Here is a 25,011-nt window from a genome sequence, read left to right as displayed (position 1 = left end):
CTCTCGCCCCTTACCCGCGATTCATGAGACGTTTTCATGAATCGGCCTCCTCCGGCGGCGCGACTTCTCACGAAAACGCGGCATCGTCGCCCCCTTTCGCCCCTCGCCGGAAACAATACTCATTCCGGGCCGGGCGATGCGAATTTGGGACGGACGACACGATCAAGATCGTCTTCGAAGTCGCCCCCGTCTCGCTGTCACGCGTGACAGGGGAACACGCCGGTCAAGAGACGGGGGCTATCGCGCTTTCCAGAATGCCGCCACGCGCGACGGCGCGGGCGGTCAACGCGGTCGACAGGATCGACAGGTCCCGCGCACTCGTCGGGTCCAAGCCGGTCAACTCGCGGATTTGACGCAGGCGATAGTCGAGCGTGCTGTGGTGCACCCCGATATCGACGGCGGCCTTGCTGCGATTGCCGTCCGCGGTCGCCAATGCCGTCACCGCGGCCCGCAATACGGGCCGGTCGGCGATCGGCTCGATGAGCGCACCGAGCCCGCGCAGCACCGACGGCTGCCGGACGACCGCGTACTCCACCGGAAGATCGGTCATCAGGTACAGACCGGGCGGTCGCCCGGCGGCCACGGCGATCGCCGCGATCTCGCGGACCTCCCGTTTCCCCTCCTGGAACCGCGTACGCCTCCGAGTCACGGCCACCCAGCCGGGAAAGGACAGCCGCCGGCTCAACTCTCCAGCGCGTCGCAGGCCGTCCTCGTCGTCTTCGGCCGGAATCAGCACATAACCGAGCGGGCCCGCGTCCACGCCGAGCAAACCGGGACCGGCGATGCGGACGAGTTCCTCCCGCAACCGGTCTTCGGACACTTCCGGCCCGCAGTGCACACCGATCAGCACACAAGCTTCACCGACACGGTCCACTGGCTCCATCGGCGCCTTCAACGCCTCGGATCCGGCCAAGTCCATATCAACCCCCTGGCGCCGATCGGCTCAGTTCATATTAGGCCGACCGAAAGCCGATCGCCATCGCGAAGCGAAACCTCGGTAAAATCCGGAACGAGCACCGGACAATTCCACCGGCTCACGAGCGAAGATTCGCTTTCGCGCCACACGTTCGCCATCGAAGACCGGTAGCCCCACCGGCACGGGGCCAAGAATGTCCCATATTCGTCTTTCGCAATACATCACGAGGCGGCGAGTCGACATTACGCCGGGAAGTGGCCGTCCTCACTTCACCACTTCACCGGACCGAACCAGCCACCCGTACCGACCGCGTCCACACCGAACCCGGCGCCCATCCGGACCACAAGGTTGACCCCGCGCCACCCAAGACACGTTGACCCGTCCGATCACACGTGATTAATCTTCACAGTGCACCACACCAGCAGGTCACCCGAATAATCCTGCCATTCAGGCCGATTTCCGGGCTCACGAAACTCTTCTTCCGCTGCTCTTCCCGTGAGCGGTACGGGCGATTCCGATTCCGTCCTCGCCACTCACGGGAACCTGCCGATCCGAAAGGGAGGCGGCCCTGTGCTCGAGGTCATCACCGACGATATCCCCGCACAGGAGAAAGACCGGCCACGGCCTGCCCCCCGCCCGGACGAGGCGGGAAGCATCGTCGTTCTGGCCGTCGGCCGGGTCCCGGTCGTTCTCGCCAGGCAAGCCGAACGGGTCGCCTCCGAGATCGTGCCGCTCTACCTGCAAGCACTTTCCAAGCCGGTGGAACTGACCGCCGAATGCCGGACCAGGCTCCGCTTGTCCGGGGAGTCGTGGTCGGCCAGCAGGCTGCCGCTCGAAGACGTGCTCGCCTCCTTCAGCGACCTCACCGGCGCAGTGACCGACCTGGTCCTGGCACGGGCTCGTCCGACGAACCGGCTGCCGATCAACGGCATCCTCGGCCTGACGAATCAAATCACCCGGGAGTTCTTCATCGGCGTCAGCGGTGCCCGGATGAGCGGACCGGCGCGCCACACCGAGCGCGAGACGCCGAATCCGGCGGCCGACCTGCTCGCGGGCAGGCGGCTGCCCGCCGACCTCGAATCGCGGCTCGCGGCCAGGTACGTGATCGCGATCGTCCGTCACGCATCGGACCTCGCTGGCTCCCGTGCGGTGCGCATGCTCCAGACCGCGGGCGGTGACGGCACGTTCGTCCTGCCCGGCGAGACCCGAACCGTCGCATTGATCCCCTGCCGTGGCCTGAAGGACAACCCGCGGATGGGCGAGGACCTCGTCCGGCTCTTCGCCGGGAAGGCCTGGATCGCCATGGCCGAACGGGAGCGGGCGAAGATCCCCGACGGTCACCGTGAAGCGGCCGACATCCTCGACCTGGTGTGCGCCGCCCAGCGCGAACCCGGGGTTTACCGGCTGGAGCACGTACTGCTGGAGTACGCCGTCCTGCACGAGGACGAGGCGGCGGACACGCTGTCCGCCGTCGTCGAGCCGCTGCTCGCGCATCCGGCGCTGTACGAGACCCTGACCGCGCTGGTCCGGTCCGATTTCAACCGCAACGCGGCCGCCAAGAACCTGTTCATCCATCGCAGCACCCTGGATTACCGGATCGACCGCATCCGTGAACTCACCGGCCATGACCCCATGAGCAGTTCGGGCGTCCGGATGTTCGGCATCGCGGCCACTCTCCACGCCGTGACGACCGCGACCAAGCGCCGGAAAGGCGCCGAACCGGCTCAGACAGCGCGGTAGGGACTTGTCAGTCCGTCCACGGCAGCGCGAAACCCGCTTCCTGGGCGAGAATCGCGGCCTGTACTCGCGAGTGCAGGCCCAGTTTGGCCAGCACCTTGGACACGTGGGTCTTCACCGTCGCCTCGCCGATGACCAGCCGGGAGGCGATCTGCGCGTTGGACAGCCCTCCCCCGAGACAGACCAGCACTTCCCGCTCCCGGTCGGTCAGTTCGTCCAGGCTCGCCAGGGCCCGGGGCGGTGGGCCGGATTCCTTCTCCTCGGCGAAGGCGCAGATCAGCTTACGGATACTGTGCGGCGCGAGTACCCCGTCACCGGACGCCACCGATCGCACGGCCTCGATCAGCCTCGCCGCGTCGACCGATTTCAGGAGAAATCCCGCCGCTCCGGCGCGAAGGACCTCGAACAGGTACTCGTCCACGTCGAAGGTGGTCAGCACGAGCACCTCGCACAAGCGCTCGGACACCAGGACCCTGGTCGCCGCGACGCCGTCCAGCACCGGCATCCGGATGTCCATCAGCGTCACATCCGGACGGAGCTCCCTCGCGAGGGCGACGGCCTCGGCTCCGTTCGCCGCCTCTCCCACCACCCGGACACCTTCGGCGTTGTCGAGCATCAACGCCAGCCCGGCTCGAACCGTCCCATGATCGTCGGCGACCAGAACCTCGATCGTCACGGGCCCACCGCCGCGGCCGGCAGGACCGCCCGCACCAGCCAGCCCGTCTCCGAGGGACCGGCGAAGAACGAACCGCCGACCGCGACCGCGCGCTCGCGCATGTTCAGCAGACCGGTTCCGGTGTCACGAGTGGTCCCCGGCTGTCCAGTGAGCGCGTTCGCCACTTCGACGGTGAGCGTGCCGTCCACGTGGCGGATCTCGACCTTCGCCGTGCTCCGGGGCGCGTGTTTCATCGCGTTGGTCAGCGCTTCCTGTGCGATCCGGTACGCGGTCAGATCCACCGCTGCCGGTACCGAGACCGACTCGTCGATCTCGATGCGGACCTCGATCTCCATCCCGCTCACCCGCGCCGAGGCGATCAGTTTCCCCAGATCCGACAACCTGGCGGGCGCGGCCGCCTCGTCCTGCGCCTCCCCGTCCGCCCGCAGCAACCCGATCATCGCGCGCATTTCCGTCAGCGCGCGCACGCTGCTCTCGCGTACCGCGGCGAGTACCGTCCACGCCGTTTCGACGTCGCCCCTCGCCGACAACGCGGCCTCCGACTGGATCGCGATCGCGGACAGATCCCCGGCGATCACGTCATGCAGATCGCGCGCCATCCGCGCGCGTTCCGCGGCCACCGCGGCCGTCCGGTCGAGTGCGCCGATCCGCACCACCTGCGCGGCGTTCGTGCGTTCCGCGTCCGCGATCTCGCGGTGCTGGCGGATCTTCGCCGCCCACCACACCGGGATCATGACGAACGGCAACACGACAAGACAGGCTAGGACGGTCTCCCGCCAGCCGGGCGCGAAGATCAGCGCCGCCACGACCGCGCCCACCGCGCCCATGGCCGCCATCGGGATCATGTCCTTGCTGAGCCGCCGCGATCCGTACAGCGTCGCCGCGTACAGCAGGTCGGCGAACACCGTCAGCATCGGCACACTCACCCCGAAAAAGCAGTCGACGGCGACCAACGCGCACCCGACCGCCAGCGCGAACGCGGGTGCCCGCCGCCGAAGCAACTCGACCAGGCAGATCGCGGTGAACAATGTGGGCCGCAACCAGCCGGGCGTCAGATCCGCGACCCCGGTCACATACAGCGGGGACATGCCGATCGAGTACATCAGGATTCCCGCCGCGACCGAACTCGCGACGATCAGCGCGTCCTGCTGCCATTCGGGCAGGTTCCGCAGCCGGGCCACGGCGAGGTTTGTTTCGGCGAACACATTTCATATCCCAGCACCCACCGGATCCCGCCGCATCCTCCGAATTGATGAGGCGGCTTTAGTTCCTTTCGGCGATGCGCGCGAAGAGTGCGCCGACCATCGTCGAAGAGGACAGTTCACCACACTGCCGAGATTGCCGGCAGCCGAAGGAAGAGCGGATCACAAGATGCGAATCGCACTGGCGGTCATGGCAACGGCGGGCGCGCTGACACTGAGTTCCTGCAAGGTCGCTTCGACGGCGCCCACCAGCGAAGAGAGCAAGCCGCCTGCCGACCAGAAGGAAGTCATCTGCACCGTCGCACGGTCCTGGATTTCGGCCGACCCGGCGGTCAAGAGCCAAATAGGCGTGAGCCTTTCGGCGTCGGTCCGGAAAGCCGAGCAGTTCATTCCGGAAGCCAACCGCTCCGAAGACTTGAAAGCGGTCATCGGGGCAGCCAAGGGACTACTCGGAAACAACGGCACCGACGTGACCGATGCCACGCGCACGATCGAGCAGAACTGCTGAGCGGACGTCAATCCGAAAAATGAGGAAAAACATGAGTGAAGGCAAGAAGAACGAGGGAAAATGGGCGCCGTGGTACATCTACGCCGTGCTCATCGCCGGGACCAACCTGGCCAAACAGGAGCTGATCGCGGACTCGGTGCCCGTCTGGGTGAACGCCGTGGCCACCCTCGCGCTCGTCGGGGCGATCCTCTTCGTGGTCACCGCCGTGTACCGGTCGATGTCCAAGACGGGACAACGACGGTAACGGGTTCCGGCTGCGGATGGTCGCAGGCTCAGTCCGTGAAGGACTCTTTGAGGGACTCTGGGTCCCTCAAAGAGTCCTTCACGGACTCGATGTCGGCCACGTTCGCCCCACCTGGCGTGCCGTACCCCTCAATAACGTGGCGATAGGGCGAACAGGGCGCACAGAACGTGGAGACGGGGGCCGACTCGCCAAATCGACCCAACCCCCTCACGACCAGCCCCACAGGACATCTTTCGCCGCAAAGTGCCCGTTTCGGGTGGTTTGCATGGTTTCGCGCGAGGGTCGTGAGTGCCGAGTAGCGTTCTATTTCAACCCTGCTTAGCACTCACGACCCCGATCCAAACCGCACATACAGGCAGCGATCAGACGCCTGGTCGGCGACAGGTGTCCCTTGTGGACATATAGGGCACGACTCGCCCCGTCACCCGGCCCAGAACCACACCGCGAAGCGAGACCACAGCCACTTCCCGCCGGTGCCCCCAGATTCGGCACCACCCTCCAAGACACCAGGGAAACGCGACCGCGCCACTGGCCGGAATGCCGCACCCTCAGCGGGAAACCCGCCGATAAGCCCGCATGCTCAACGGGACGAAGATCGCGATGATGACCGCGGAGCACAGCAACGCGTAGATCGCCGCGTTCTCGGCGGGCCAGCCGGACGACAACGGCGCCCCGACCGAAGTGGGGTTGCCGAACAGACCGCGAGCGGCGTTGATCACCGCCGTGATCGGGTTCCATTCCGCGACCACTCGCAGCGGCCCCGGCATCGAGCCGGCCGGTACGAATCCGGACGAGACGAAAGTCAGTGGTGTCAGCCAGATCAGTCCCGCGCTCTGCGCCACCTCCACGCTCGGCGCCAGCAATCCGATGAGCGCGCCGACCCAGGACATCGCGAACGCGAAAACGAGCAGGACCAGGTAGGCGAGCGCCGCGTCCAGCACGCTGCCCCTGATCCGCCAGCCGATCAGCAGTCCGCAGAGCGACATCACCAGCAGGGCCACCACACTGACCGCGAGATCCGAGAACGTGCGGCCGACCATCACGGCCGCTCTGGACATGGGCAACGTCCGGAACCGGTCGATCACGCCCTTGCCCAGATCCGTGGCCAGCCCGACCACGGTGAACGCGGAATTGAAGGCGAGGCTCTGCGCGATGATCCCGGCGAGCAGGAATTCACGGTAGGCGGCGCCGCCCAGCATGCCACCGAACACGAAGCCGAACAGCAGCACGAACATGATCGGCTGCACCACGGCGGCGAAGAGCCAGTCCATGCTGCGGCGGACGTGCAGGACGTTGCGCCAGGCGATCAGGTAGCTATCGGTGACTCCCTTGACGAGTGTGGTCATCGTCCGACCTCGTTCTTCCGGCCGCGGAACCATCGCCGCTTCGCTTCCTTGACTTCTTCTGACCGCGAAGGGGTTTCCGCGTCGGGTTCGGTAAGGCTCAGGAACACGTCGTCCAGGCTGGGCCGGTGCAGCGATACGTCCAGCACCCGTACCCCGCGCCTCTCCAGCCTGTTCAGTGTCTCGACCACCGCTCGCGTGCCCGCGTGCACCAGTACGTGCGCACGACGGAGGTTCTCGTCGACGACCGGTTCCGCGGCCCCCACCGCCTTGAGCGCCTCCCGCAGGGCCGGCAGCTCGGCGACCGAAGACACCACCAGTTCCAGCTTTTCGCCGCCTGTCCGTGCCTTCAGTTCGTCGGCGGTGCCCTGTTCGATCACCCTGCCCTGGTCGATCACCGTGATGGTGTCCGCGAGCTGATCGGCCTCCTCCAGATACTGCGTGGTGAGCAGGACCGAGGTTCCGTCGGTGACCAGTTCCCTTACCAGTTCCCAGGTGTCGATCCGGGAACGCGGGTCCAGTCCGGTGGTCGGCTCGTCCAGTACGACCACCGGTGGGCGCACCACCAGCGCGCCGGCCAGGTCCAGTCGCCGTCGCATCCCGCCGGAGTAGGTCTTGGCCAGCCGGTCGGTGGCGTGTTCGAGCCGGAACCCGGCGAGCAGTTCCCTCGCCCGTTCCGCGGCCCGCGTGCGGTTGAGGCCGTACAGCCTCCCCACCAGATACAGGTTTTCGTAACCGGTCAGGGTTTCGTCCACCGCCGCGTACTGCCCGGACAAGCCGATCGACCGGTGGACGTCTCTCGGCTCCGTGCGCACGTCGTAGCCCGCCACGGTGGCGGTGCCCTCGTCCGGTTCCAACAGCGTGGTCAGCACTCGCACCATCGTGGTCTTCCCGGCACCGTTCGGGCCGAGCAGACCGAGCACCGCGCCTTGGGGGACGACCAGGTCCACCCCGTCCAACGCGACATGATCGCCGAACCGTTTACGGATGCCCCTTGCCTCGATGGCGTATCCGACACGTGTTCGTTCTTCCCGCTTGACCAGGTCAACCGCGGTCATGCTGTCCCACCTTTCCCGGGGGAAAGAGCATGACGCGGATCGGTCCCGCGAACAGCCAGATCCCGGTCACCATCGCGAGCTGGAGCTGAAAGTTCCACAACGTCAGCGCGTTCGCGCTCTGTTCGGCCAAGAAGTACATGCACAGGGTCAGCGCCACGGAGATCATCAGCGCGGCGAGACATCGGCTCCACATCTTCCATTCGTCGCCGACGTTCCTGGACGACCGAGCTGGTTTCGGTCCGTTGTCGAAACGGTGGGCGAACCAGTCGTCGGCCCGTCTCACCAGTTCCGGTCCGAAAGCGACGGTCAACCCGAGATAGACCGCGGCGAGGCTGTGCATCAACCCCGCCGTGCCCCCGGTGCGCAGGTCGATCACGGACGCGGTGATCAGCACCAGGTCCACCAACGGCACGCACAGCAGGAGAGCCCCGCCCAAGCCCGGCCGGCGCAGGACATACCTGGCCACCAGTCCGGCCAGGAGGATCACCCAGAAGCCGATCTCGCAGGCCACGATCACGCCGAGGAGCACCGTGCTCCGTTGCCCGCTCTCCTGCGCCATCCAAGCCGCGAGGGTCACGACGCCGCGCCGACCGGTGGCGAGGGGGCCGGAGTCCCCGGGCGGTCACCGATCGCGTGGACGCCACCGTCCACGTGCACGATTTCTCCGGTGGTGGCGGGAAACCAGTCGGACAGCAGCGCCACACAGGCCCTGGCGACCGGATCGAATTCCTGGTCGTCCCAGCCGAGTGGCGCGCGGGCGTCCCATCGTTCGCCTTCGGTCCGCAGGGCCTCGCCCCCGCCCGCGCTGATCGCCTTCGCGGCCATCGTGCGCAGCGGACCCGCCGCGACCAGGTTCACCCGGATTCCCGCGCCGCCGAGGTAGGAGGCGAGATAGCGGTTGCAGGACTCCAATCCGGCCTTGGCGACGCCCATCCAGTCGTACTCGGCGAAGGCCCGGCACGCGTCGAAATCCAAGCCCACGACGGAGGAACCGCGACCGAGCATGGGCAGCACCTCCCGCACGATCGCCTGCATCGAGTAGGTGGAGATCTGGAACGCCGGCGCTACGTCCTGCCAGTGCGCGGTCATGAAGTTGCCGCCCATCGCCTCAGCCGGCGCGAAGGCGATGGAATGCAGCACCCCGTCCAGCTGCCCGACGTGCTCGGAAACCCGCTCCCGCAGCCGTGCGAGGTGTTCCGGGTCGGTCACGTCCAGTTCGATCACCGGCGCGGGCTGGGGCAGGCGCTGTGCCATCCGCTCCACCAGCCTCAGCCGTCCGTAACCGGTCAGCACCACCCGGGCGCCCTGTTCCTGCGCCATCCGCGCGACGTGGAACGCGATGGACGAGTTGGTGAGCACCCCGGTGACCAGGATGTTCTTGTCCTTCAGCAAATCCATCTCAACCCCTAATACGAGTGGTGCAGTGAGCCGATTTCCGCGGCGATCGCCGCCAGCACCTCGTTTTGGTGCTCGGCCAGGTAGAAGTGACGACCGTCGAACACGCGATGCGCATGCAGTTCTCCTTTCTTCGTCACCTCCGCCCAGGCTTCCGCCTGCGCCTCGCTGACGTCCTCGTCCTGCGCGCCACGGAAAACGGCGAGTGGCGCCAGCACCGGAGCGAGCTCCCCGGTCTCATAGGTCTCGATTAGCCGGTAGTCCGCTCTGATCATGGGCAGGAGCAGGTCCCGCAGATCGGGATCGTCCAGCGCGGCGTGACCGGTGCCCGAATGACGGCGTAGGTCGGCGACCAGCTCCTGGTCACTGCTCTGGTACAGCTTCTTGGGCACTCGTCGGTGCGGGGCGGGATGGCCGGAGGCGATCAGCAGTACGGGATGCCGTCCCGCCGCCTCACCGCGCTTGGTCACCTCGTACATCAGCGAGGCACCCATGCTGTGTCCGAAAAGGACGGTCGGCCGGTCGAAGAACGGCCGGATCACCTCGGTGACCGCGTCCGCCAGTTCGGTCATGGACAGGATGCACGGTTCGGCCAACCGATTCTCCCGGCCGGGATACCGCACGACGTGGACCTCCACGTCATCCGGCAGCCGGGCACCCCACTCGCGGTAGAAGCTCGGCGAACCTCCCGCGTGCGGCAGGCACACCAGATTCATCCGTGCGTGCGGTCTCGGCGTGCCGGTGTGAATCCAGTCGGACGCCGGGGAATTTCCCTTGTCGGCCATGGCCGTCCACCCCATCCATCGGGCTCGGTTACGCGCTCATCGCTTCGATGAGGCTCTTCGGTCGCATGTCAGTCCAGTTCCGCTCGATGAAATCGAGGCAGGCCTGCCTTGCCTCCGCCCCGAACGCGACGGTCCAGCCCGCCGGCACCTCGGCGAAGCTCGGCCACAGCGAGTGCTGGTTCTCGTCGTTGGTCAGCACGTAGTAGGAGCCCTCGGCGTCCTCAAAGGGGTTCGTCATCGCTTTCCTTCCTCCTTCACACGGACCACGGCTTCGTTGATCACCGCGGCTACGACGTCGAGCGTTTCTCGACGGGTCATTTCCTCGTGGTCGCAATCGGTCTCGTGCACCGTGACCGGTCCGTCCACGTAGGGGGCCCAAAGCCCGGGATCGCGTTTGCCCATCGGGTCGTCTGCCTTGAAGAGGATCAGCTCACCCCGGTAGGGCCGCGGGCGGTGCGCCAGCATCGCGCCGGTGTTGGCGAGGTAGTTCTCCAGCACGATTTCGGCCACCTCGTCGGTGACCCAGTCGTGGCCACCCAATTCCTGCCGGATGACCGCGAGCACCTGCTCTTTGCCCTGTGCGGTGTAGAGATCGGCAGCTTCGAGTCCCACGCCGCTGAACGCGTCGGCGAAGATCCGCTCACGGGTCACCGGGCCGATTCCGGAATCCGGATAGGAATCCAGCACGACCAGCAGGTCGACCTGTTCGCCTTTCTCCTGCAGCAGCACCGCGATCTCCTGGGCGAGATGGCCGCCGACCGACCAGCCGAGCAGGCGGTACGGACCCTGCGGCCGCACCGCGCGGATCTGTTCGACGAAGTCGGCAGCCTTCTCCGCGAGCGAGACCGGGGCCAGTGCATCGCGCGGATCCCGTGACTGCAGCCCGTACACCGGGATGTCCGGATCGAGCTCCCCGAGCAATCCGGCGTAACACCAGGACAATCCGGCCGCCGGGTGCGCGCAGAACAACGGCGGGGCGTCACCGCCTCGACGCAGCGGGAGCAGTACGTCCAGCGCGTCGCCACCGGGTTCGCCGCCCGCCAGCCGGTGCGCGAGCGCGGCAGGCGTCGGCGCTTCGAAGACGGTCCGCACACTCAGTTCGGTTCCGAGCAGCGAGCGTACGGTTCCGGCCAGCCGGGTGGCCAGGAGCGAGTGCCCGCCGAGGGCGAAGAAGCTGTCTTCGGCGCTGACCCGATCGATGTCGAGCACCTTGGCGAAGGCCTGGCAGAGCAGGTCTTCGGTGACCGTCCTGGCACCGCGGCCGGTGCTCGTGGTGATCTCCGGCGCCGGCAGCGCACGCCGGTCGAGTTTGCCGTTGACGCTCACCGGAAGTGCTTCGAGCATGACGAACGCGGACGGCACCATGTACGCGGGCAACGCCGCGGCGGCGAACTCGGCCAGTGCCTCCGCACTCGGAGCCGCGATCTGCGACGGGACGACATAGGCGACCAACCGCTGATCCCCCGGCCGATCCTCGCGGACGATCACGGCGGCCTGGCCCACCTCGGCATGGCGGGCCAGCACCGTCTGGATCTCACCCAGCTCGATCCGCTGCCCACGGATCTTCACCTGGTCGTCGACCCGGCCCAGATAGAGCAGCGCGCCGTATTCCGTCCACCGGGCCAGATCCCCGGTGCGGTACATCCGCGAACCCGCCGGGCCATACGGATTCGCCACGAACCGCTCCGCGGTGAGTCCGGCACGCCCCAGATAGCCACGGGCGAGCTGGTCCCCCGCGAGGTACAGCTCCCCCGGAACGCCCGGCGGGACCGGTCGCAGATTCGCGTCCAACACGAAGGTCTGCGTATTCCAGACGGGTTTGCCGATCGGGACCGCGGCCTCGTGCCGACGGCAGGCCCAGTAGGTCACGTCCACCGCGGCTTCGGTGGGGCCGTAAAGGTTGTGCAGTTCGGCGTCCAGCAGGTCGAGACAGGCGTCCTTGGCGGCCGGGGACAACGCCTCGCCGCTGCACACGATCCGGCGCAAGACTCCCCGGCACTCCACGGCGGTGGGTTCGCCGAGGAAGACCTCCAGCATCGACGGTACGAAGTGGACGGTCGTCACGTTCCGTTCGCGGATCAACCGGGCCAGATACGCGGGATCCTTGTGTCCCTCCGGCCGCGCCACCACCAAACCCGCACCCGTCATCAACGGCCAGAAGAACTCCCACACCGATACGTCGAAACCGAACGGCGTCTTCTGCAACACCCGGTCGCCGGCGGTCAGGCCGTACTCGGCCTGCATCCACTCCAGCCGGTTGACGATCGCCGAATGCGACACCCCGACACCCTTGGGTTTCCCGGTGGAGCCCGAGGTGTAGATCACGTAGGCCAGACCGTCCGGGGTGAGCGGGGCGCCTCGTTCCGCGTCGGTCACCGGCCCGGCGGTAACACTGTCCCAGTCGACGAGCAACGCGTGGTCGTCCAGTACCAGCAGCGGCGACTCCTCCGGCAACGCGGCGACGAAAGCGGTCTCGGTCACCACACACGCCGGCCTGGAATCCTCCAGCATCATGGCGATCCGCTCGGCAGGCAGTTCGGGGTCCACCGGGAGATACGCCGCGCCCGCGTTCAGCACCGCCAGCAACGTCACGACCAGATCGGCCGACCGCGGCAACGCCACCGCCACCAGCCGCTCCGGCCCCGCGCCTCGCGCGATCAGCAACCGCGCCAGCCGGTTCGCCCGCGCGTGCAGTTCGGCATAAGTCAGCGTTTGGTCCTCGGCGAGCACCGCGATGGCGTCCGGAGTACTCACCGCCTGCTCGGCGAGCGACGTCGTCAGTGTGCCGTCACTTCGCGGGTGGAGGGTGGCGTTCCACTCCCAGAGCACCCGATCCCGCTCTTGTGACGCGATCAGTTCCGCCGCACCGATCGGTGCGTCCGGCTCCTGGGCCACCCCTTCCAGCAACCGTTCCAGCCAGCCCGCCAGCCGGGAGACCAACGCCGGTTCCAGCACGTCCGGCCGGTAGTCGAGGCGGAACTTGAACCCGCGACCGGGGATCGCCAGCACGGTCAACGCGTAGTGCGTGGAGTCGCGGCCCTCCATCCCGACCGCCCGCACGCCGCCGGGCAGTTCGGCGGCTTCGTCGCCGAGCGCGTCCACCGGGTAGCTCTCGAAGACCAGTGTGGTGTCGAAGAGATCGCCGCGGCCGGCCTGGCGCTGGATCTCGGCCAGTCCGATGTGCTGGTGAGCGAGCAGCTCGGCCTGCCGCCGCTGCACCACGTCCAGCAACGCGGCCAGCGACTGCCCCGGCTCCCAGGCCACCCGCACCGGAAGCGTGTTGATGAACAGACCGACCATCCGCTCCACGCCTGCCAGTTCCGGGGGACGACCGGACACCGTGCCGCCGAACACCACATCCGAACGACCCAGCAACCGGCCCAGCACCAAGCCCCAGGCCACCTGGACAACGGTGTTCAACGTCCAACCCCGGGATCTGGCCGCAGTGGACAGACGCTCCATCAGCTCCTCGGACAGCTCCACGGTGTACGAGCGGGGCGCCAGGCCCGCGCCCCGGTCGGCGGAAGCGACCAGCGACGGTTCCACGCTGCCGTCCAGCACCCTGCTCCAGGCGGCCAGCGCGGCCTCGCGGTCCTGTTCGGACAACCAGCCGAGATAGTCCCGGAACGGTGTCACGCGCGGCATCCCCACCGGGCTCCCGCCGCGCTCGTAGAGTTCGAACAGCTCGTCCAGCAGTACCGGCATCGACCAGCCGTCGACCAGGATGTGGTGCAGCGTGAGCGAAAGCCGGAACACCTCACCGGGGAGCCGGAACAGCACGAACCGCACCAGCACGTCCTCGTCCAGTGCGAACCGCCGCAGCCGCTCGGCGTCGTAGCGGGCGACGAATTCCGCGTCCGCCACCGATTCGTCCACTGTGGACAGGTCGACGACGTCCCATGGCAGCTCGACCCCGGCCCGGATCACCTGCACCGGTTCGTCAAGACCGTCGTGGACGAACACCGCGCGCAGATTGGCGTGCCTGTGCAGCAGCGCCTCGGCTGCCGCGCGCAGGGCCACCTCGTCGACAGCGCCACACAGCTCGACGTAGAGCTGGACGGTGTAGAAGTCCAGTCCGTCGGTGTCGTAGAGCGCGTGGAAGAGCATGCCCTGCTGCAACGACGAGAGCGGGAGAATGTCCTCGATTTCGGATCGTGTCATGACTTTCGCCCTGCCTTCCGCAGCTTCGCCTCGAGTTGGTCGATCTTGTGCTGGGACAGCGACACCATCGAGACGTCGGACGGGGTGAGCCCGCCGGCCTCGGGAGCGCGGGCATGATCCGCCAGCGCGCCCAGTGCGGCACGCCACAGCTCGCCGAGTTCGGTGACGTCGATGTCGGTGAGCAACGCGGCAGGCCAGGCGAGATGCGCCACCAGCCGCTGTCCCTCCGGCGTGTCTTCGGTGACCGCGTTGATCTCCAGCACGTGCCCGAACGGCAGCGATTCGTCGCCGACCATGCCCTCCGCGAGCATGTCCGGCACCGGCGTCCAAGGCGCCTTGCCCGCTCCGGCCGTGGACATCCGGCCCAGGTAGTTGAAGCCGATCAGCGGATGCGCGCAGGCGGCGAGCTTGTCCGCGGTCTCCGGATTGAGATAGCGCAACAACCCGTAGCCGAGACCGTGGTCGGGGACCGCGCGCAGCGACTCCTTGACCCGCTTGAGCGCCTGCCCGACGGCCGGTCCCGAGCCGGTGACCTCGGCCCAGGACAACGGCGCCACGTCCAGCCGCACCGGGTGGAGCGCGGTGAACCAGCCGACCGTGCGGGAAAGGTCCATTCCCGGCGCGAACGACTCTTCGTGCCGCCCGTGTCCCTCCAGGTCCACGAGCAAGGCTCCGGAAAGACTCTCTCCCCGGACGGCCAGCCATTCCCGGACGGCGAGCCCGAGTCCGGTCAGCAGGACGTCGTTCACCCCGGCACGGAACGCGGCCGGGACCGTGGTCAGCAGTTCGGCGGTCCGGGCCGACTCCAGTTCGACGGTCACCACCCGAGCGGTGGCCACCGTGTCCCGACGCGGATCCAGCGGGCCGGAACCGAATCGCGGCTGCGCGGTGTCGACGACGTCCAGCCAGAACCGCAGCTGGTCGGTCCACCGGTCGCTCACCGAGGCCTCGGTGAGCGACCGGGCCCAACGGCGCAGCGAGGTGCGCACGGGTTGGAGGACCGGTTGAGTGCCCTCACGCGCCGCGGCCCAGGCCTCGGCGAGGTCGGGCAGCAGGATCTGCCAGGAAACCTCGTCCACCACCAGGTGGTGGGCCATCACCAGCAGCAGCCCCGGGTGCGCACCGGCGTCGAACCAGACCAGCCGGATCATCCGGCCCTGATCGGGGTTCAGTTCGCGCCGGGCTCGCTCGCCGTGCCGGGTCACCAGCTCGGCCAGTTCCGTCCCGGTGCTCCCGCGCACGTCCACCCGGCGCACCAGTTCGGCCGCGGACACCGATCCTTCGGGCAGGGTGGCCAACGACCAGCCCGCCTGGTCACCGCCGTCCCTGGTCAACCGCATGCGCAACGCGTCGTGGTGGGCCAGCACCGCGGCGAACGCGGTGACCAGGTCCTGTTCGGTCAGTTCGGCCGGGACATGGACCAGCTTGGACTGGTTGAAGCCGTCGATCGCGCCGCCGCCCGCCCGCAGCCATTCCGCGATCGGGGTCAGCGGCAACTCGCCGACGCCGTCCTGGGCGACCTGCTCGTCGCCGTCGAGCGGCTTGGCCACCTCGGCGAGGGCGCGCACGGTCTTGTGCTCGAACACATCGCGTGCGGTGAACACGAAGCCCGCCTTGCGGACGCGGCTGACGAGCTGGATGGAGACGATGCTGTCGCCGCCGAGGTCGAAGAAGCTGTCTTCGACGCCGACCCGGTCCAAGCCGAGGACGTCGGCGAACACCGCGGCGAGCACCTTCTCGGTGGCGGTGGCCGGCTCGCCGTCCCCGACGGTGGCCTCGCGTTCCGGCGCGGGCAGCGCCTTCCGGTCCACCTTGCCGTTCACCGTGATCGGCAGCGTGTCCAGTACCACGAACGCGGCGGGGACCATGTAAGCGGGCAGTGCGGCGGCGGCGTGTTCGCGAACGCCGTCGATGGCCGCGTCGGATTCCATGACCAGGTAGGCCACGATCCGACGGTCTCCCGGCCGATCCTCCCGGACCATAACGAAGGCCTGTGCCACCCAAGGATGTGCGGTGAGCGCGGCCTCGATCTCCCCGAGCTCGATCCGGAAGCCGCGCACCTTCACCTGGTCGTCGGCGCGGCCGAGGAACTCCAGTACGCCGTCGCTCCGCCGACGCACGAGGTCTCCGGTGCGGTACATCCGCGAACCCGGCGGACCGTACGGATCGGCGACGAACCGCTCGGCGGTGACCCCGTACCGGCCGTGATAGCCACGGCCGAGGCCCACCCCCGCGACGTACAGCTCACCGGGGACACCCGGCGGCACCAGTCCGAGATGGCGATCGAGCGCGTACACGCGGGTGTTGTCGCGCGGTGAACCGATCGGCACCACGGCGGGCACCGGCTCGTCCGGCCGCAGGAAGTAGCGCGTGACGAAAGCGGTGGTCTCGGTGGGACCGTAAGCGTCCACAATGGTCAGTTCGGGACAGTGCTCACGGACCCGGCTCACCGCGGCCGCCGGAACCGCGTCACCGCCCAGCCACAATTCGCGGACTCCGGCGAGGCTTCCCGGCGCCTCCTCGGCGACAAGCCGGAACAGGCCGGCCATGAGCAGCACCACGGTGAGTTCGTATTCGGAGACCATGCGCGCCAGGGTCGGGATGTCCAGCTCACCCCGCGGTGCCACCGCCACCGTGCCGCCACCGAGCAGCGGGATCCACAGCTCGTAGGTCGCGCCGTCGAAGGCGTGCGAGGAATGCAGCAGCATCCGCTCGTGCGCACCGGCGGTCACGGATCCGTCGGTGGCCATTTCCGCCACGTTGGCGTGGGTGACCCCGACTCCCTTGGGCCGCCCGGTGGACCCCGACGTGTACATCAGGTACGCCAGCTGGTCCGGGTCGATCGTCCGGCCAGGGGCGTGGTCGGGTCCGTCGCCCGGGTCGTGGAGTACGCAGCCGGGTGCGACCAGGTCCGCGGGCAGTTCCCGGTCGGTGATCAGCACCGGGGCCGCGACCTCATCGAGGATGAGGTTGAGCCGCTCCACCGGATACGAATCGTGCAGCGGGACGTAGACGCCGCCCGCCTTGAGCACTCCGAGCATCGCGATGATCAGCTCGGGCGAGCGGTCCAGCAGCAATGCCACCGGCGTCTCCGTACCGACCCCGGCGTCGATCAGCCGATGCGCCCACCGGTTCGCCAGCGCGTCCAGCTCCCGGTAACTCAATGCCCCGCCACCGTCCCAGCGAACCGCGACGGCCTCCGGCGTCCTGGCCACCCACTGCTCGAATCGATCCACAATGGACAGACCGAGCGCCGGGACCTCGGTGTCGTTCCAGGTCACCAGGAGCCGCTTCCGCTCAGCGGGGCTGAGCAGGTCGATCCGGCCGAGCGTGGTCTCCGGTCGCTCGGCGACCTGGTCGAGCAGCCGGGCCAGCCGATCGCCCAATGCCTCCACCGTCGAGCTGTCGAACAGATCGGTGGTGAAGCCGATGGTGCCCTCGATCCCGGCGGCCTCACCGTCGGCGTCGAAGGTTTCGTTGAGACTGAAGAAGAGATCGAACTTGGCCTGCCCCGCGAGGTCGAAGTCGGCGAGGTCGAGGGTCAACCCCGGCAGGTCCAGCTCGGGGTCCGGGGTGTTCTGCAGGGCCAGCATCACCTGGAAAAGGGGATGCCGCGCCAGCGACCGGTCCGGTTTGAGGATCTCCACCAGCCGGTCGAAGGGCAGATCCTGGTTGGCGAACACGGCGAGGTCGTCTTGGCGCACGCGGTGCAGCAGTTCGGTGAAGCTCGGATCCCCGCCGGTGTCCGTGCGCAGCACCAAGGTGTTCACGAAGAACCCGACCAACTCCTCCAGCGCCCGGTCGGTCCGTCCGGCCACCACCGTCCCGAGTGGAATGTCGGTACCGGCGCCGAGACGCGACAGCAGCGCCGAGATCCCGGCCTGCAGCGCCATGAACACACTCGCCCGGTGTTCCCTGGCCAGTTCGGCGAGCCGCCGATGGGTGCGGGCGTCCAGCCGCCAGCCGACACTCCCGGCACCGTGGCGGGCCACCTCGGGCCTGCTCCGGTCGGCGGGCAGTTCCAGCGCGTCCGGCAAACCGGCCAGCCGCTTCCGCCAGAAGTCGAGCTGCCGGGCGAATCCGCTCTCCGGGTCCTCTTCGGACCCGAGGAACTCCCGCTGCCAGAGGGTGTAGTCGGCGTACTGCACCGGCAACGGCGTGAACTCCGGTGCCGCACCGGCGATCCTGGCCCGGTAAGCCGCGCCGAGGTCCCGCATCAGCGGGGTGAACGACCAGCCGTCACCCGCGATGTGGTGCACCACGAGCAACAGCACATGCCGGTCCTCGGCCAGCCGGAACAGCCACACCTTGACCGGCAGTTCCCGGCCAAGGTCGAACCGGCAGCCCGAGGCCTCGGTCAACCGCACGCCGACCTCGGCTTCGGTGACGGTCGCGCTGACGACAGCCGAGGCCACCAGCTCGCGTGCCCGCTCGGTATCGAGAATCCGCTGACTCGGTTGACCGTCGGCCGTGGGGAACACCGTGCGCAGGGACTCGTGCCGCGTCACCACATCGGCCAGTGCTTCGGTCAGTGCCGGGGTGTTCAACTCGCCGGACAAGCGCAGGGCGATCGGAATGTTGTACAGGCCGCCGGCCTCGTCCAGCTGGTCCAGGAACCACAGCCGCCGCTGCGCGAACGACAGCGGCATGACCTCCGGCCGTTCCCGCGCCGCCAGCGCCACCCGTGCCGTGGCGGACTCGTCCACGATCCTGGCAAGCCCGGCCGGGGTGGGTGCTTCGAACACCGCCCGGATCGGGACCTCCACGGCCAAGGCGGACCGGATCCGGCTCACCAGCCTCGTAGCGAGCAGTGAATGCCCGCCCAGGTCGAAGAACCCGGCCTCCACCCCGACACCGTCGAGACCGAGCACCTCCGCGAACACCGAGCACAGCACCTCCTCGGTGCGGGTTCGCGGTGCCCGCCCGCCGGAGGTGTCCGCGAATTCCGGCGCGGGCAGCGCTTTGCGGTCCACCTTGCCGATCACGGTCAAGGGAAGGGTGTCCAGCACGACGAACGCGGCGGGAACCATGTACGCCGGCACCAGACCGCCCACGAAGGCACGTAATTCGGTCTCGTCCAGTCCGGCGCCGACCACGTAGGCGACCAGCTGCTTGTCCCCGAGCCGGTCCTCCCGGATCAGCACCAACGCCTGCGCCACCCGGGGGTGGGCGGTCAGGGTCGCCTCGATCTCGCCCGGTTCGATCCGGAACCCGCGCAGCTTGACCTGGTCGTCGGCGCGGCCGAGGAACTCCAGCGCGCCGTCCGCCCGCCGTCGCACCAGGTCTCCGGTGCGGTACATCCGCGAACCCGCCGCGCAGTACGGATTGGCCACGAACCGTTCCGCCGTCAACGACGCCCTGCCGTGGTAGCCGCGACCGAGCCCGGCACCGGCGACGTACAACTCCCCGGGAACGCCCTGCGGCACCAGTCCCAGCCGCCGGTCCAGCACGTAGGCGCGGACGTTGTCCAAGGGTGCGCCGATCGGCATCACCGCCGGCACGGGCTCGTCGGGCCGCAGGAGATGGCGGGTGGCGGCGACGGTGGTCTCGGTGGGGCCATAAGCGTCCACAATGGACAGCTCGGGGCAGTGCTCGCGGACCCGGGCCACCGCGCCGGCCGGGACCACGTCCCCGCCCGTCCACACCTCGCGCAAGCCGCGGAGGGAGGCCGGTGCCTCCTCCGCCACCAACCGGAACAGCCCCGCGGTCAACAGCAACGCGGTGACCCCGTGGTCGGCGATCACCCGCTCCAGCGTCGGGAGGTCCAGGTCGCCGGCCGGTGCCACGACGAGGGTTCCGCCGCCCAGCAGCGGTGCCCACAGCTCGTACGTGGTGGCATCGAAGGCGGGTGAGGAATGCAGCAGCACCCGTTGGTGCGCTTCGGCGGAGAAACACCGGTCCGTCGCGAACTCCACCACGTTGAAGTGGGTGATTCCGACGCCCTTGGGCCGCCCGGTGGATCCGGAGGTGTACATCAGGTACGCCAGCTGATCCAGCTCGATCTCGCGGTTCGGCGCGTGGTCCGGACCTTCGCCCGGGTCGCGCAGCACCTGCGCCGGCACCGCGAGCCCGGCAGGCAATTCGGCCCGGTCGGTGATCAGCACCGGGGCTCCCGAGTCGACGAGGATGAGGTTGAGCCGCTCCACCGGATACGAATCGTGCAGCGGGACGTAAACCCCGCCTGCTTTGAGCACGCCGAGCACCGCGGCGACCAACTCGGGAGAACGGTCCAGCAACAACGCCACCGGCGTCTCCGTGCCGACCCCGGCGCCGATCAGCCGATGCGCCCATCGGTTCGCCAGCGCGTCCAGCTCCCGGTAACTCAGGACCTCGGTGCCGGACACGACGGCGGGCGCGTCCGGTACGAGGGCGACCCGATCCTCGAACTGCTCCACAATGGACCGTCCGGAAAGCGGCGCCTCGTCGCTGTTCCAGAGCACCAGCTCCCGCTCCCGCTCGGTGGCGTCGAGCAGGTCCACCTCGCCGATGCGCGTGGCCGGTTCGGCGAGCACCGCGTCCAGCAGTCGGACCAGCCGGTGCCCCAGCGCCTCGACGGTGCCGTGGTCGAACAGATCGGAGGCGTATTCGATGCCGCCCTCGAGCCCGTCCGGCCGGCCATCGGGGTCGAACGATTCCCGGAGGTCGAAGGTGAGGTCGAATTTGACGGCCCCGGTCGAGGTGTCTTCGATCGCGATGTCCAGCCCCGGCAGGTCCAGGTCGGGCTCCGGCGCGTTCTGCACCGTCAACATCACCTGGAACAAGGGATGCCAGGCCAGCGAACGCTCCGGGTTGAGCACCTCCACCAGCCGTTCGAACGGCATGTCCTGGTGGGCGTAGGCGGACAGGTCGGTCTGCCGTACGCGTTCGAGCAACTCACGGAAGGTCGGCTCGCCCGAGGTGTCGGTCCGCAGCACCAGCGTGTTCACGAAGAACCCGACCAGGTCCTCCAGCGCCTCGTCGGTACGACCGGCGACCACCGTGCCCAGCGGGATGTCCGTACCCGCGCCCATCCTGGTCAGCAGCGCGGAAACCGCCGCCTGCAACACCATGAACACACTGGTCGCGCTTTCCCGCGCGACGGTGAGCAGCCGCTCGTGCAGGACGCCGCCGAGCCGCAGGTCCACCCGGTCACCCCGGGACGAGGGCACCGCGGGCCGCGGCCGGTCCGACGGCAGCGCCAGCACCGACGGCGCGTCGTCGAGTTGCTCGCGCCAAAAACGCACCTGGCGGGCGGCGAGACTGGCACCGTCGTCCTCGGTCCCGAGCAGCCCGCGCTGCCACAGGGTGTAATCCGCGTACTGCACCGGAAGCGCGGTGTACTCGGGAGTCCCGCCGTCCAGGCGGGCACGGTAGGCACGCTCCAGATCCCGCAGCAACGGCGTGAACGACCAGCCGTCCCCGGCGATGTGGTGCAGCACCAGCAGCAGCACCTGCTCGTTCGCGCCGAGGCGCAGTACGGAAGCCCGGATCGGCAGGTCGGTGGCGAGGTCGAATTCGCGGGCGGAAAGTCCACTGAGGACCCCGGGCAGTGCTTTCTCGTCGGTCTCGGAGTCCAGCCATTGCCCGGCGAGCAGGGACCGGGCCTCGTCCGCGTCCAGCACCCGCTGCCTGGGTTCGCCGTCGACCTCGGGGAACATGGTGCGGAGGGACTCGTGCCTGGCGATCACGTCTCCGAGCGAAGCCCGCAATACCGAGACGTCCAATTCGCCGGTGAGCCTCAAGGCGATCGGGAGGTGGTAGTTCTCTCCCGCCTCATCCAGCTGGTTCAGGAACCACAGCCGCTGCTGGGCGAACGACAACGGCAGCACCTCCGGCCGCGTCATCACCCCGAGCCCGTGCCGGGCGCCCTGCGCGGTTTCCACCTCGCGGGCCAGCCCCGCGACCGTGGGGGCGTCGAACACCGAACGGATGGACAGCTCGACGTCCAACGCCGACCGCACCTTGCTCACCAGCCGGGTCGCCAGCAGGGAATGCCCGCCCAGATCGAAGAAGCTGTCGTGGGCCCCCACCTCGTCGAGGCCCAGTGTCTCGGCGAACGCCGCGGCGACCAGCTCTTCGACCTGTCCCCGCGGGGGACGGCTCGCCGCGCCCGACGCGCCGGCGAGATCGGGGGCGGGCAGGGCTTTCCGGTCGAGTTTTCCGTTGAGGCTCACCGGAAGCGCTTCGAGCGCGACGAACGCGGTCGGCACCATGTACGCGGGCAACGCCGCGGCGGCGAACTCGGTCAACGCGGCCGGACTCGGCGCGGATCCCGGCGACGGGACGAAATAGGCGACCAGCCGCTTGTCTCCCGGCCGGTCCTCGCGGACGATCACCGCGACCTGACCGACCTCGGCGTGGCGGGCCAGCACCGCCTGGATCTCGCCCAGCTCGATCCGCTGCCCACGGATCTTCACCTGGTCGTCGACCCGGCCCAGGTAGTCGACCGCGCCGTATTCGGTCCACCGGGCCAGATCCCCGGTGCGATACATCCGTGAACCCGCGGGGCCGAACGGATTGGCCACGAACCGCTCACCGGTCAACCCCGGACGGCCCGCGTAGCCACGGGCGAGCTGATCGCCCGCCAGGTACAGCTCCCCCGGCACCCCCGGTGGCACCGGTGCCAGATTCGCGTCCAGCACATAGGCCTGCGTGTTCCACAGCGGCCTGCCGATCGGCACCTCGGCCGAATCGCGCTCGCAAACCCAATAGGTGACGTCGACCGCGGCCTCGGCGGGCCCGTAGAGATTTTGCAGCTCGACGCCCAGCAGGTCGAGACAAGCGTCCTTTGTGGCCGGAGACAGGGCTTCTCCGCCGGAGATGACACAACGCAGCACACCCCGGCACGCGGCGGCACCGGGTTCGGTGAGGAACACCTCCAGCATCGACGGTACGAAATGGGCCACGGTCACCCGCTGCTCGTGGATCACCCTGGCCAGGTAGGCGGGGTCCTTGTGGCCCTCCGGCCGGGCCACCACCAGCACCGCACCGGCGACCAGCGGCCAGAAGATCTCCCGGACCGACACGTCGAAACTCAACGGGGCCTTCTGCAGCACCCGGTCATCGGCGGTCAGCAGGTACTCGTCCTTCGCCGCCTCCAACCGGTTGACGATCGCGGAATGCGACACTCCGACACCCTTGGGCTTGCCGGTGGAGCCGGAGGTGAAGAGCACGTAGGCCAGCCCGTCCGGGCTGAGCGGGGCACTGCGCTCGGCATCCGTCACCGGTTCGCCCGGCATGGCGTCCCGCTCCGCGCGCACGGCGGAGTCGTCAAGCAGAAGCAGCGGCGCTCCCTCCGGCAACACGGCGGCGGAGGCGCTGTCGGTGACCACGCAGACGGGCGTCGCGTCGCCGAGCATCGTGGCGATCCGCTCCACCGGCAGACCCGGGTCCACCGGCAGATACGCCGCACCCGTGTGCAGTGCCGCCACCAGCGTCACCATCAGTTCGGCCGACCTGGGCAGGGCCACCGCCACCAGCTGCTCCGGCCCGGCGCCCCGCGCGATCAGCATCCGCGCCAACCGGTTCGCCCGCGTGTGCAGTTCGGCGTAGGTCAACGTGGCGTCTTCGGCGATCACCGCGAGCGCGTCAGGTGTGCGTACCGCCCGCTCCGCCAGCAACTCCGGCAACGTGGCATTACGGCGCGGGCGCGCCGTCGCGTTCCACTCCCGCAGCACCAGTTCGCGATCCGCCGGGGAGATCGACTCGACCGCGTCGATCGCGCGATCCGGTTCTTCGGCCACCGCCTCCAGCAAGCGTTCCAACCAGCCCGCCAGCCTGGAGACCAACGACGGCTTCAACACGTCCGGCCGGTATTTGAGGCGGAAGGTCAGCCGCTCGCCGGGCAGTCCCAGCACGCTGATCGGGTAATGCGAGGCGTCCAGGACCTCCAGATCGGTGATCCGCACCCCGCCGGACACCTCCGGCGCGGTCTCCGCGTCCACCGGATAGTTCTCGAACACCAACGCGGTGTCGAACAGCTCGCCCAGCCCGAGCCGCTGCTGCACCTCGACCAACCCGATCTGCTGATGAGCGAGCAGCTCGGACTGCCGCCGCTGCACCACGTCCAGCAACCCGGACAATGACTGACCTGGCTCCCAAGCCACCCGGACCGGCAGCGTGTTGATGAACAGACCCACCATCCGCTCCACACCGGGCAACTCCGGCGGGCGACCCGACACCGTGCCGCCGAACACCACATCCGAACGACCCAGCAACCGGCCCAGCACCAAACCCCACGCCACCTGAGCGACCGTGTTCACCGTCCACCCGCGGCTCCTGACCACAGTGGACAGACGATCCGTCAGCTCCTCGGACAGCACCACGGAAACGGTCTCCGGGATGGTCGAGTCGTGGCCGTGCGCGTCGGCACCGACGAGCGTGGGCTCTTCCAGCCCAGCCAACGCGGTGCCGAACGCGGTCAGCGCGGCCTCGTCGTCCTGCCTCTTCAGCCAGCCGAGGTAGTCGCGGAACGGTGTCACACGCGGCATTCCGGCCTGGCTGCCACCACGCTCGTAGAGCTCGAACAACTCTTCCAGCAACACCGGCATCGACCAGCCGTCGACCAGGATGTGGTGCAGTGTCAGCGAAAGCCGGAACACCCCACCGGGGAGCCGGAACAGCACGAACCGCACCAGCGGCGCCCTGCTCATGTCGAAGCGGTGCGTCCGTTCGGCCGCGGCCGCGGCGGCGAACTCGGCTTCCGGGTCGTCGTACCCGGTCAGATCGACCTCGCGCCACGGCACGGTTACCTCGCGGCGAACCACCTGCACCGGGTTGTCCAGACCTTTGTAGCGGAAGCCGACCCGCAGGTTCGCGTGCCGCCGCACCAGTTCGGCCGCGGCCGCGCGCAGGGTCTCGGTGTTCACCGCACCGGTCAGCTCGATGAGTACCTGGACCGTGTAGACGTCCAAAGCGTCGCGGTCGTAGAGGGCGTGGAAGAGCATTCCCTGCTGCAACGAGGTCAGCGGCAGGACGTCTTCGATGGCCACTTTCTTCTTTCCCGGC

The 25,011-nt window shown here is 68.5% G+C and carries 14 protein-coding genes; 3 read left to right on the top strand and 11 right to left on the bottom strand.

Annotated elements, in window-relative coordinates:
* Positions 1–223 precede the first annotated feature (223 nt).
* The gene (locus ACZ7KI_RS07665; RefSeq protein ID WP_470272385.1) at positions 224–919 is read right to left on the bottom strand and encodes a helix-turn-helix domain-containing protein; all 696 of its coding nucleotides are present in this window, start codon (positions 917–919) and stop codon (positions 224–226) included.
* A 567-nt stretch (positions 920–1,486) separates the two neighbouring features.
* On the opposite strand from ACZ7KI_RS07665, the gene ACZ7KI_RS07660 reads away from it, so the two are divergent.
* Entirely contained in the window at positions 1,487–2,656 is a 1,170-nt protein-coding gene (locus ACZ7KI_RS07660) for a PucR family transcriptional regulator (RefSeq protein WP_470272384.1), read from the top strand.
* Positions 2,657–2,663: 7 nt separating this feature from the next.
* Here ACZ7KI_RS07660 and ACZ7KI_RS07655 read toward each other — a convergent pair whose 3' ends face one another.
* Both ACZ7KI_RS07655 and ACZ7KI_RS07650 read right to left on the bottom strand, forming a co-directional pair.
* Positions 2,664–3,329, bottom strand: a complete 666-nt coding sequence (locus ACZ7KI_RS07655; RefSeq protein WP_470272383.1) for a response regulator — start codon at positions 3,327–3,329, stop codon at positions 2,664–2,666.
* Complete coding sequence (locus tag ACZ7KI_RS07650; RefSeq protein WP_470272382.1) at positions 3,326–4,534, bottom strand: sensor histidine kinase; 1,209 nt, start codon at positions 4,532–4,534, stop codon at positions 3,326–3,328. Before ACZ7KI_RS07650 ends, ACZ7KI_RS07655 begins: the two co-directional genes overlap by 4 nt.
* 166 nt (positions 4,535–4,700) lie before the next feature.
* Here ACZ7KI_RS07650 and ACZ7KI_RS07645 point away from each other — a divergent pair, with 166 nt between their 5' ends.
* Together ACZ7KI_RS07645 and ACZ7KI_RS07640 are read left to right on the top strand one after the other, a co-directional pair.
* Positions 4,701–5,039, top strand: a complete 339-nt coding sequence (locus tag ACZ7KI_RS07645; RefSeq protein ID WP_470272381.1) for a hypothetical protein — start codon at positions 4,701–4,703, stop codon at positions 5,037–5,039.
* A 31-nt stretch (positions 5,040–5,070) separates the two neighbouring features.
* Positions 5,071–5,283 carry a hypothetical protein gene (locus ACZ7KI_RS07640; protein ID WP_470272380.1) on the top strand — a complete coding sequence of 71 codons (213 nt, stop codon included), beginning with the start codon at positions 5,071–5,073 and terminating at the stop codon, positions 5,281–5,283.
* A gap of 548 nt (positions 5,284–5,831) precedes the next feature.
* Here ACZ7KI_RS07640 and ACZ7KI_RS07635 read toward each other — a convergent pair.
* From ACZ7KI_RS07635 to ACZ7KI_RS07600, 8 genes are read right to left on the bottom strand one after another with little or no spacing between them, the layout of a single operon-like run.
* On the bottom strand, positions 5,832–6,629 hold the full coding sequence (locus tag ACZ7KI_RS07635) for an ABC transporter permease (RefSeq protein ID WP_470272379.1): 798 nt from the start codon (positions 6,627–6,629) through the stop codon (positions 5,832–5,834).
* Positions 6,626–7,684: an ATP-binding cassette domain-containing protein gene (locus ACZ7KI_RS07630; protein ID WP_470272378.1), complete on the bottom strand. Its 1,059-nt coding sequence runs from the start codon at positions 7,682–7,684 to the stop codon at positions 6,626–6,628. The genes ACZ7KI_RS07635 and ACZ7KI_RS07630 overlap by 4 nt, the downstream gene beginning before the upstream one ends.
* Positions 7,671–8,243 (bottom strand): hypothetical protein, encoded by a 573-nt coding sequence (locus tag ACZ7KI_RS07625; protein ID WP_470272377.1) that lies wholly within the window; start codon positions 8,241–8,243, stop codon positions 7,671–7,673. Before ACZ7KI_RS07625 ends, ACZ7KI_RS07630 begins: the two co-directional genes overlap by 14 nt.
* A gap of 14 nt (positions 8,244–8,257) precedes the next feature.
* Complete coding sequence (gene fabI / locus ACZ7KI_RS07620; protein ID WP_470272376.1) at positions 8,258–9,082, bottom strand: enoyl-ACP reductase FabI; 825 nt, start codon at positions 9,080–9,082, stop codon at positions 8,258–8,260.
* A gap of 8 nt (positions 9,083–9,090) precedes the next feature.
* Entirely contained in the window at positions 9,091–9,864 is a 774-nt protein-coding gene (locus ACZ7KI_RS07615; protein ID WP_470272375.1) for a thioesterase II family protein, read from the bottom strand.
* A 28-nt stretch (positions 9,865–9,892) separates the two neighbouring features.
* A complete protein-coding gene (locus ACZ7KI_RS07610; protein ID WP_470272374.1) occupies positions 9,893–10,102 on the bottom strand; it encodes an MbtH family protein in 210 nt (69 codons plus the stop codon).
* Entirely contained in the window at positions 10,099–14,025 is a 3,927-nt protein-coding gene (locus ACZ7KI_RS07605; protein ID WP_470272373.1) for an amino acid adenylation domain-containing protein, read from the bottom strand. Before ACZ7KI_RS07605 ends, ACZ7KI_RS07610 begins: the two co-directional genes overlap by 4 nt.
* Entirely contained in the window at positions 14,022–24,995 is a 10,974-nt protein-coding gene (locus ACZ7KI_RS07600; RefSeq protein ID WP_470272372.1) for a non-ribosomal peptide synthetase, read from the bottom strand. The genes ACZ7KI_RS07605 and ACZ7KI_RS07600 overlap by 4 nt, the downstream gene beginning before the upstream one ends.
* Positions 24,996–25,011: the final 16 nt, after the last annotated feature.

It is taken from the genome of Amycolatopsis sp. NPDC039088, from assembly GCF_055598845.1.
Note: the sequence above shows the minus strand (reverse complement) of the source record. Positions and strands in the feature narration are given on the sequence as shown.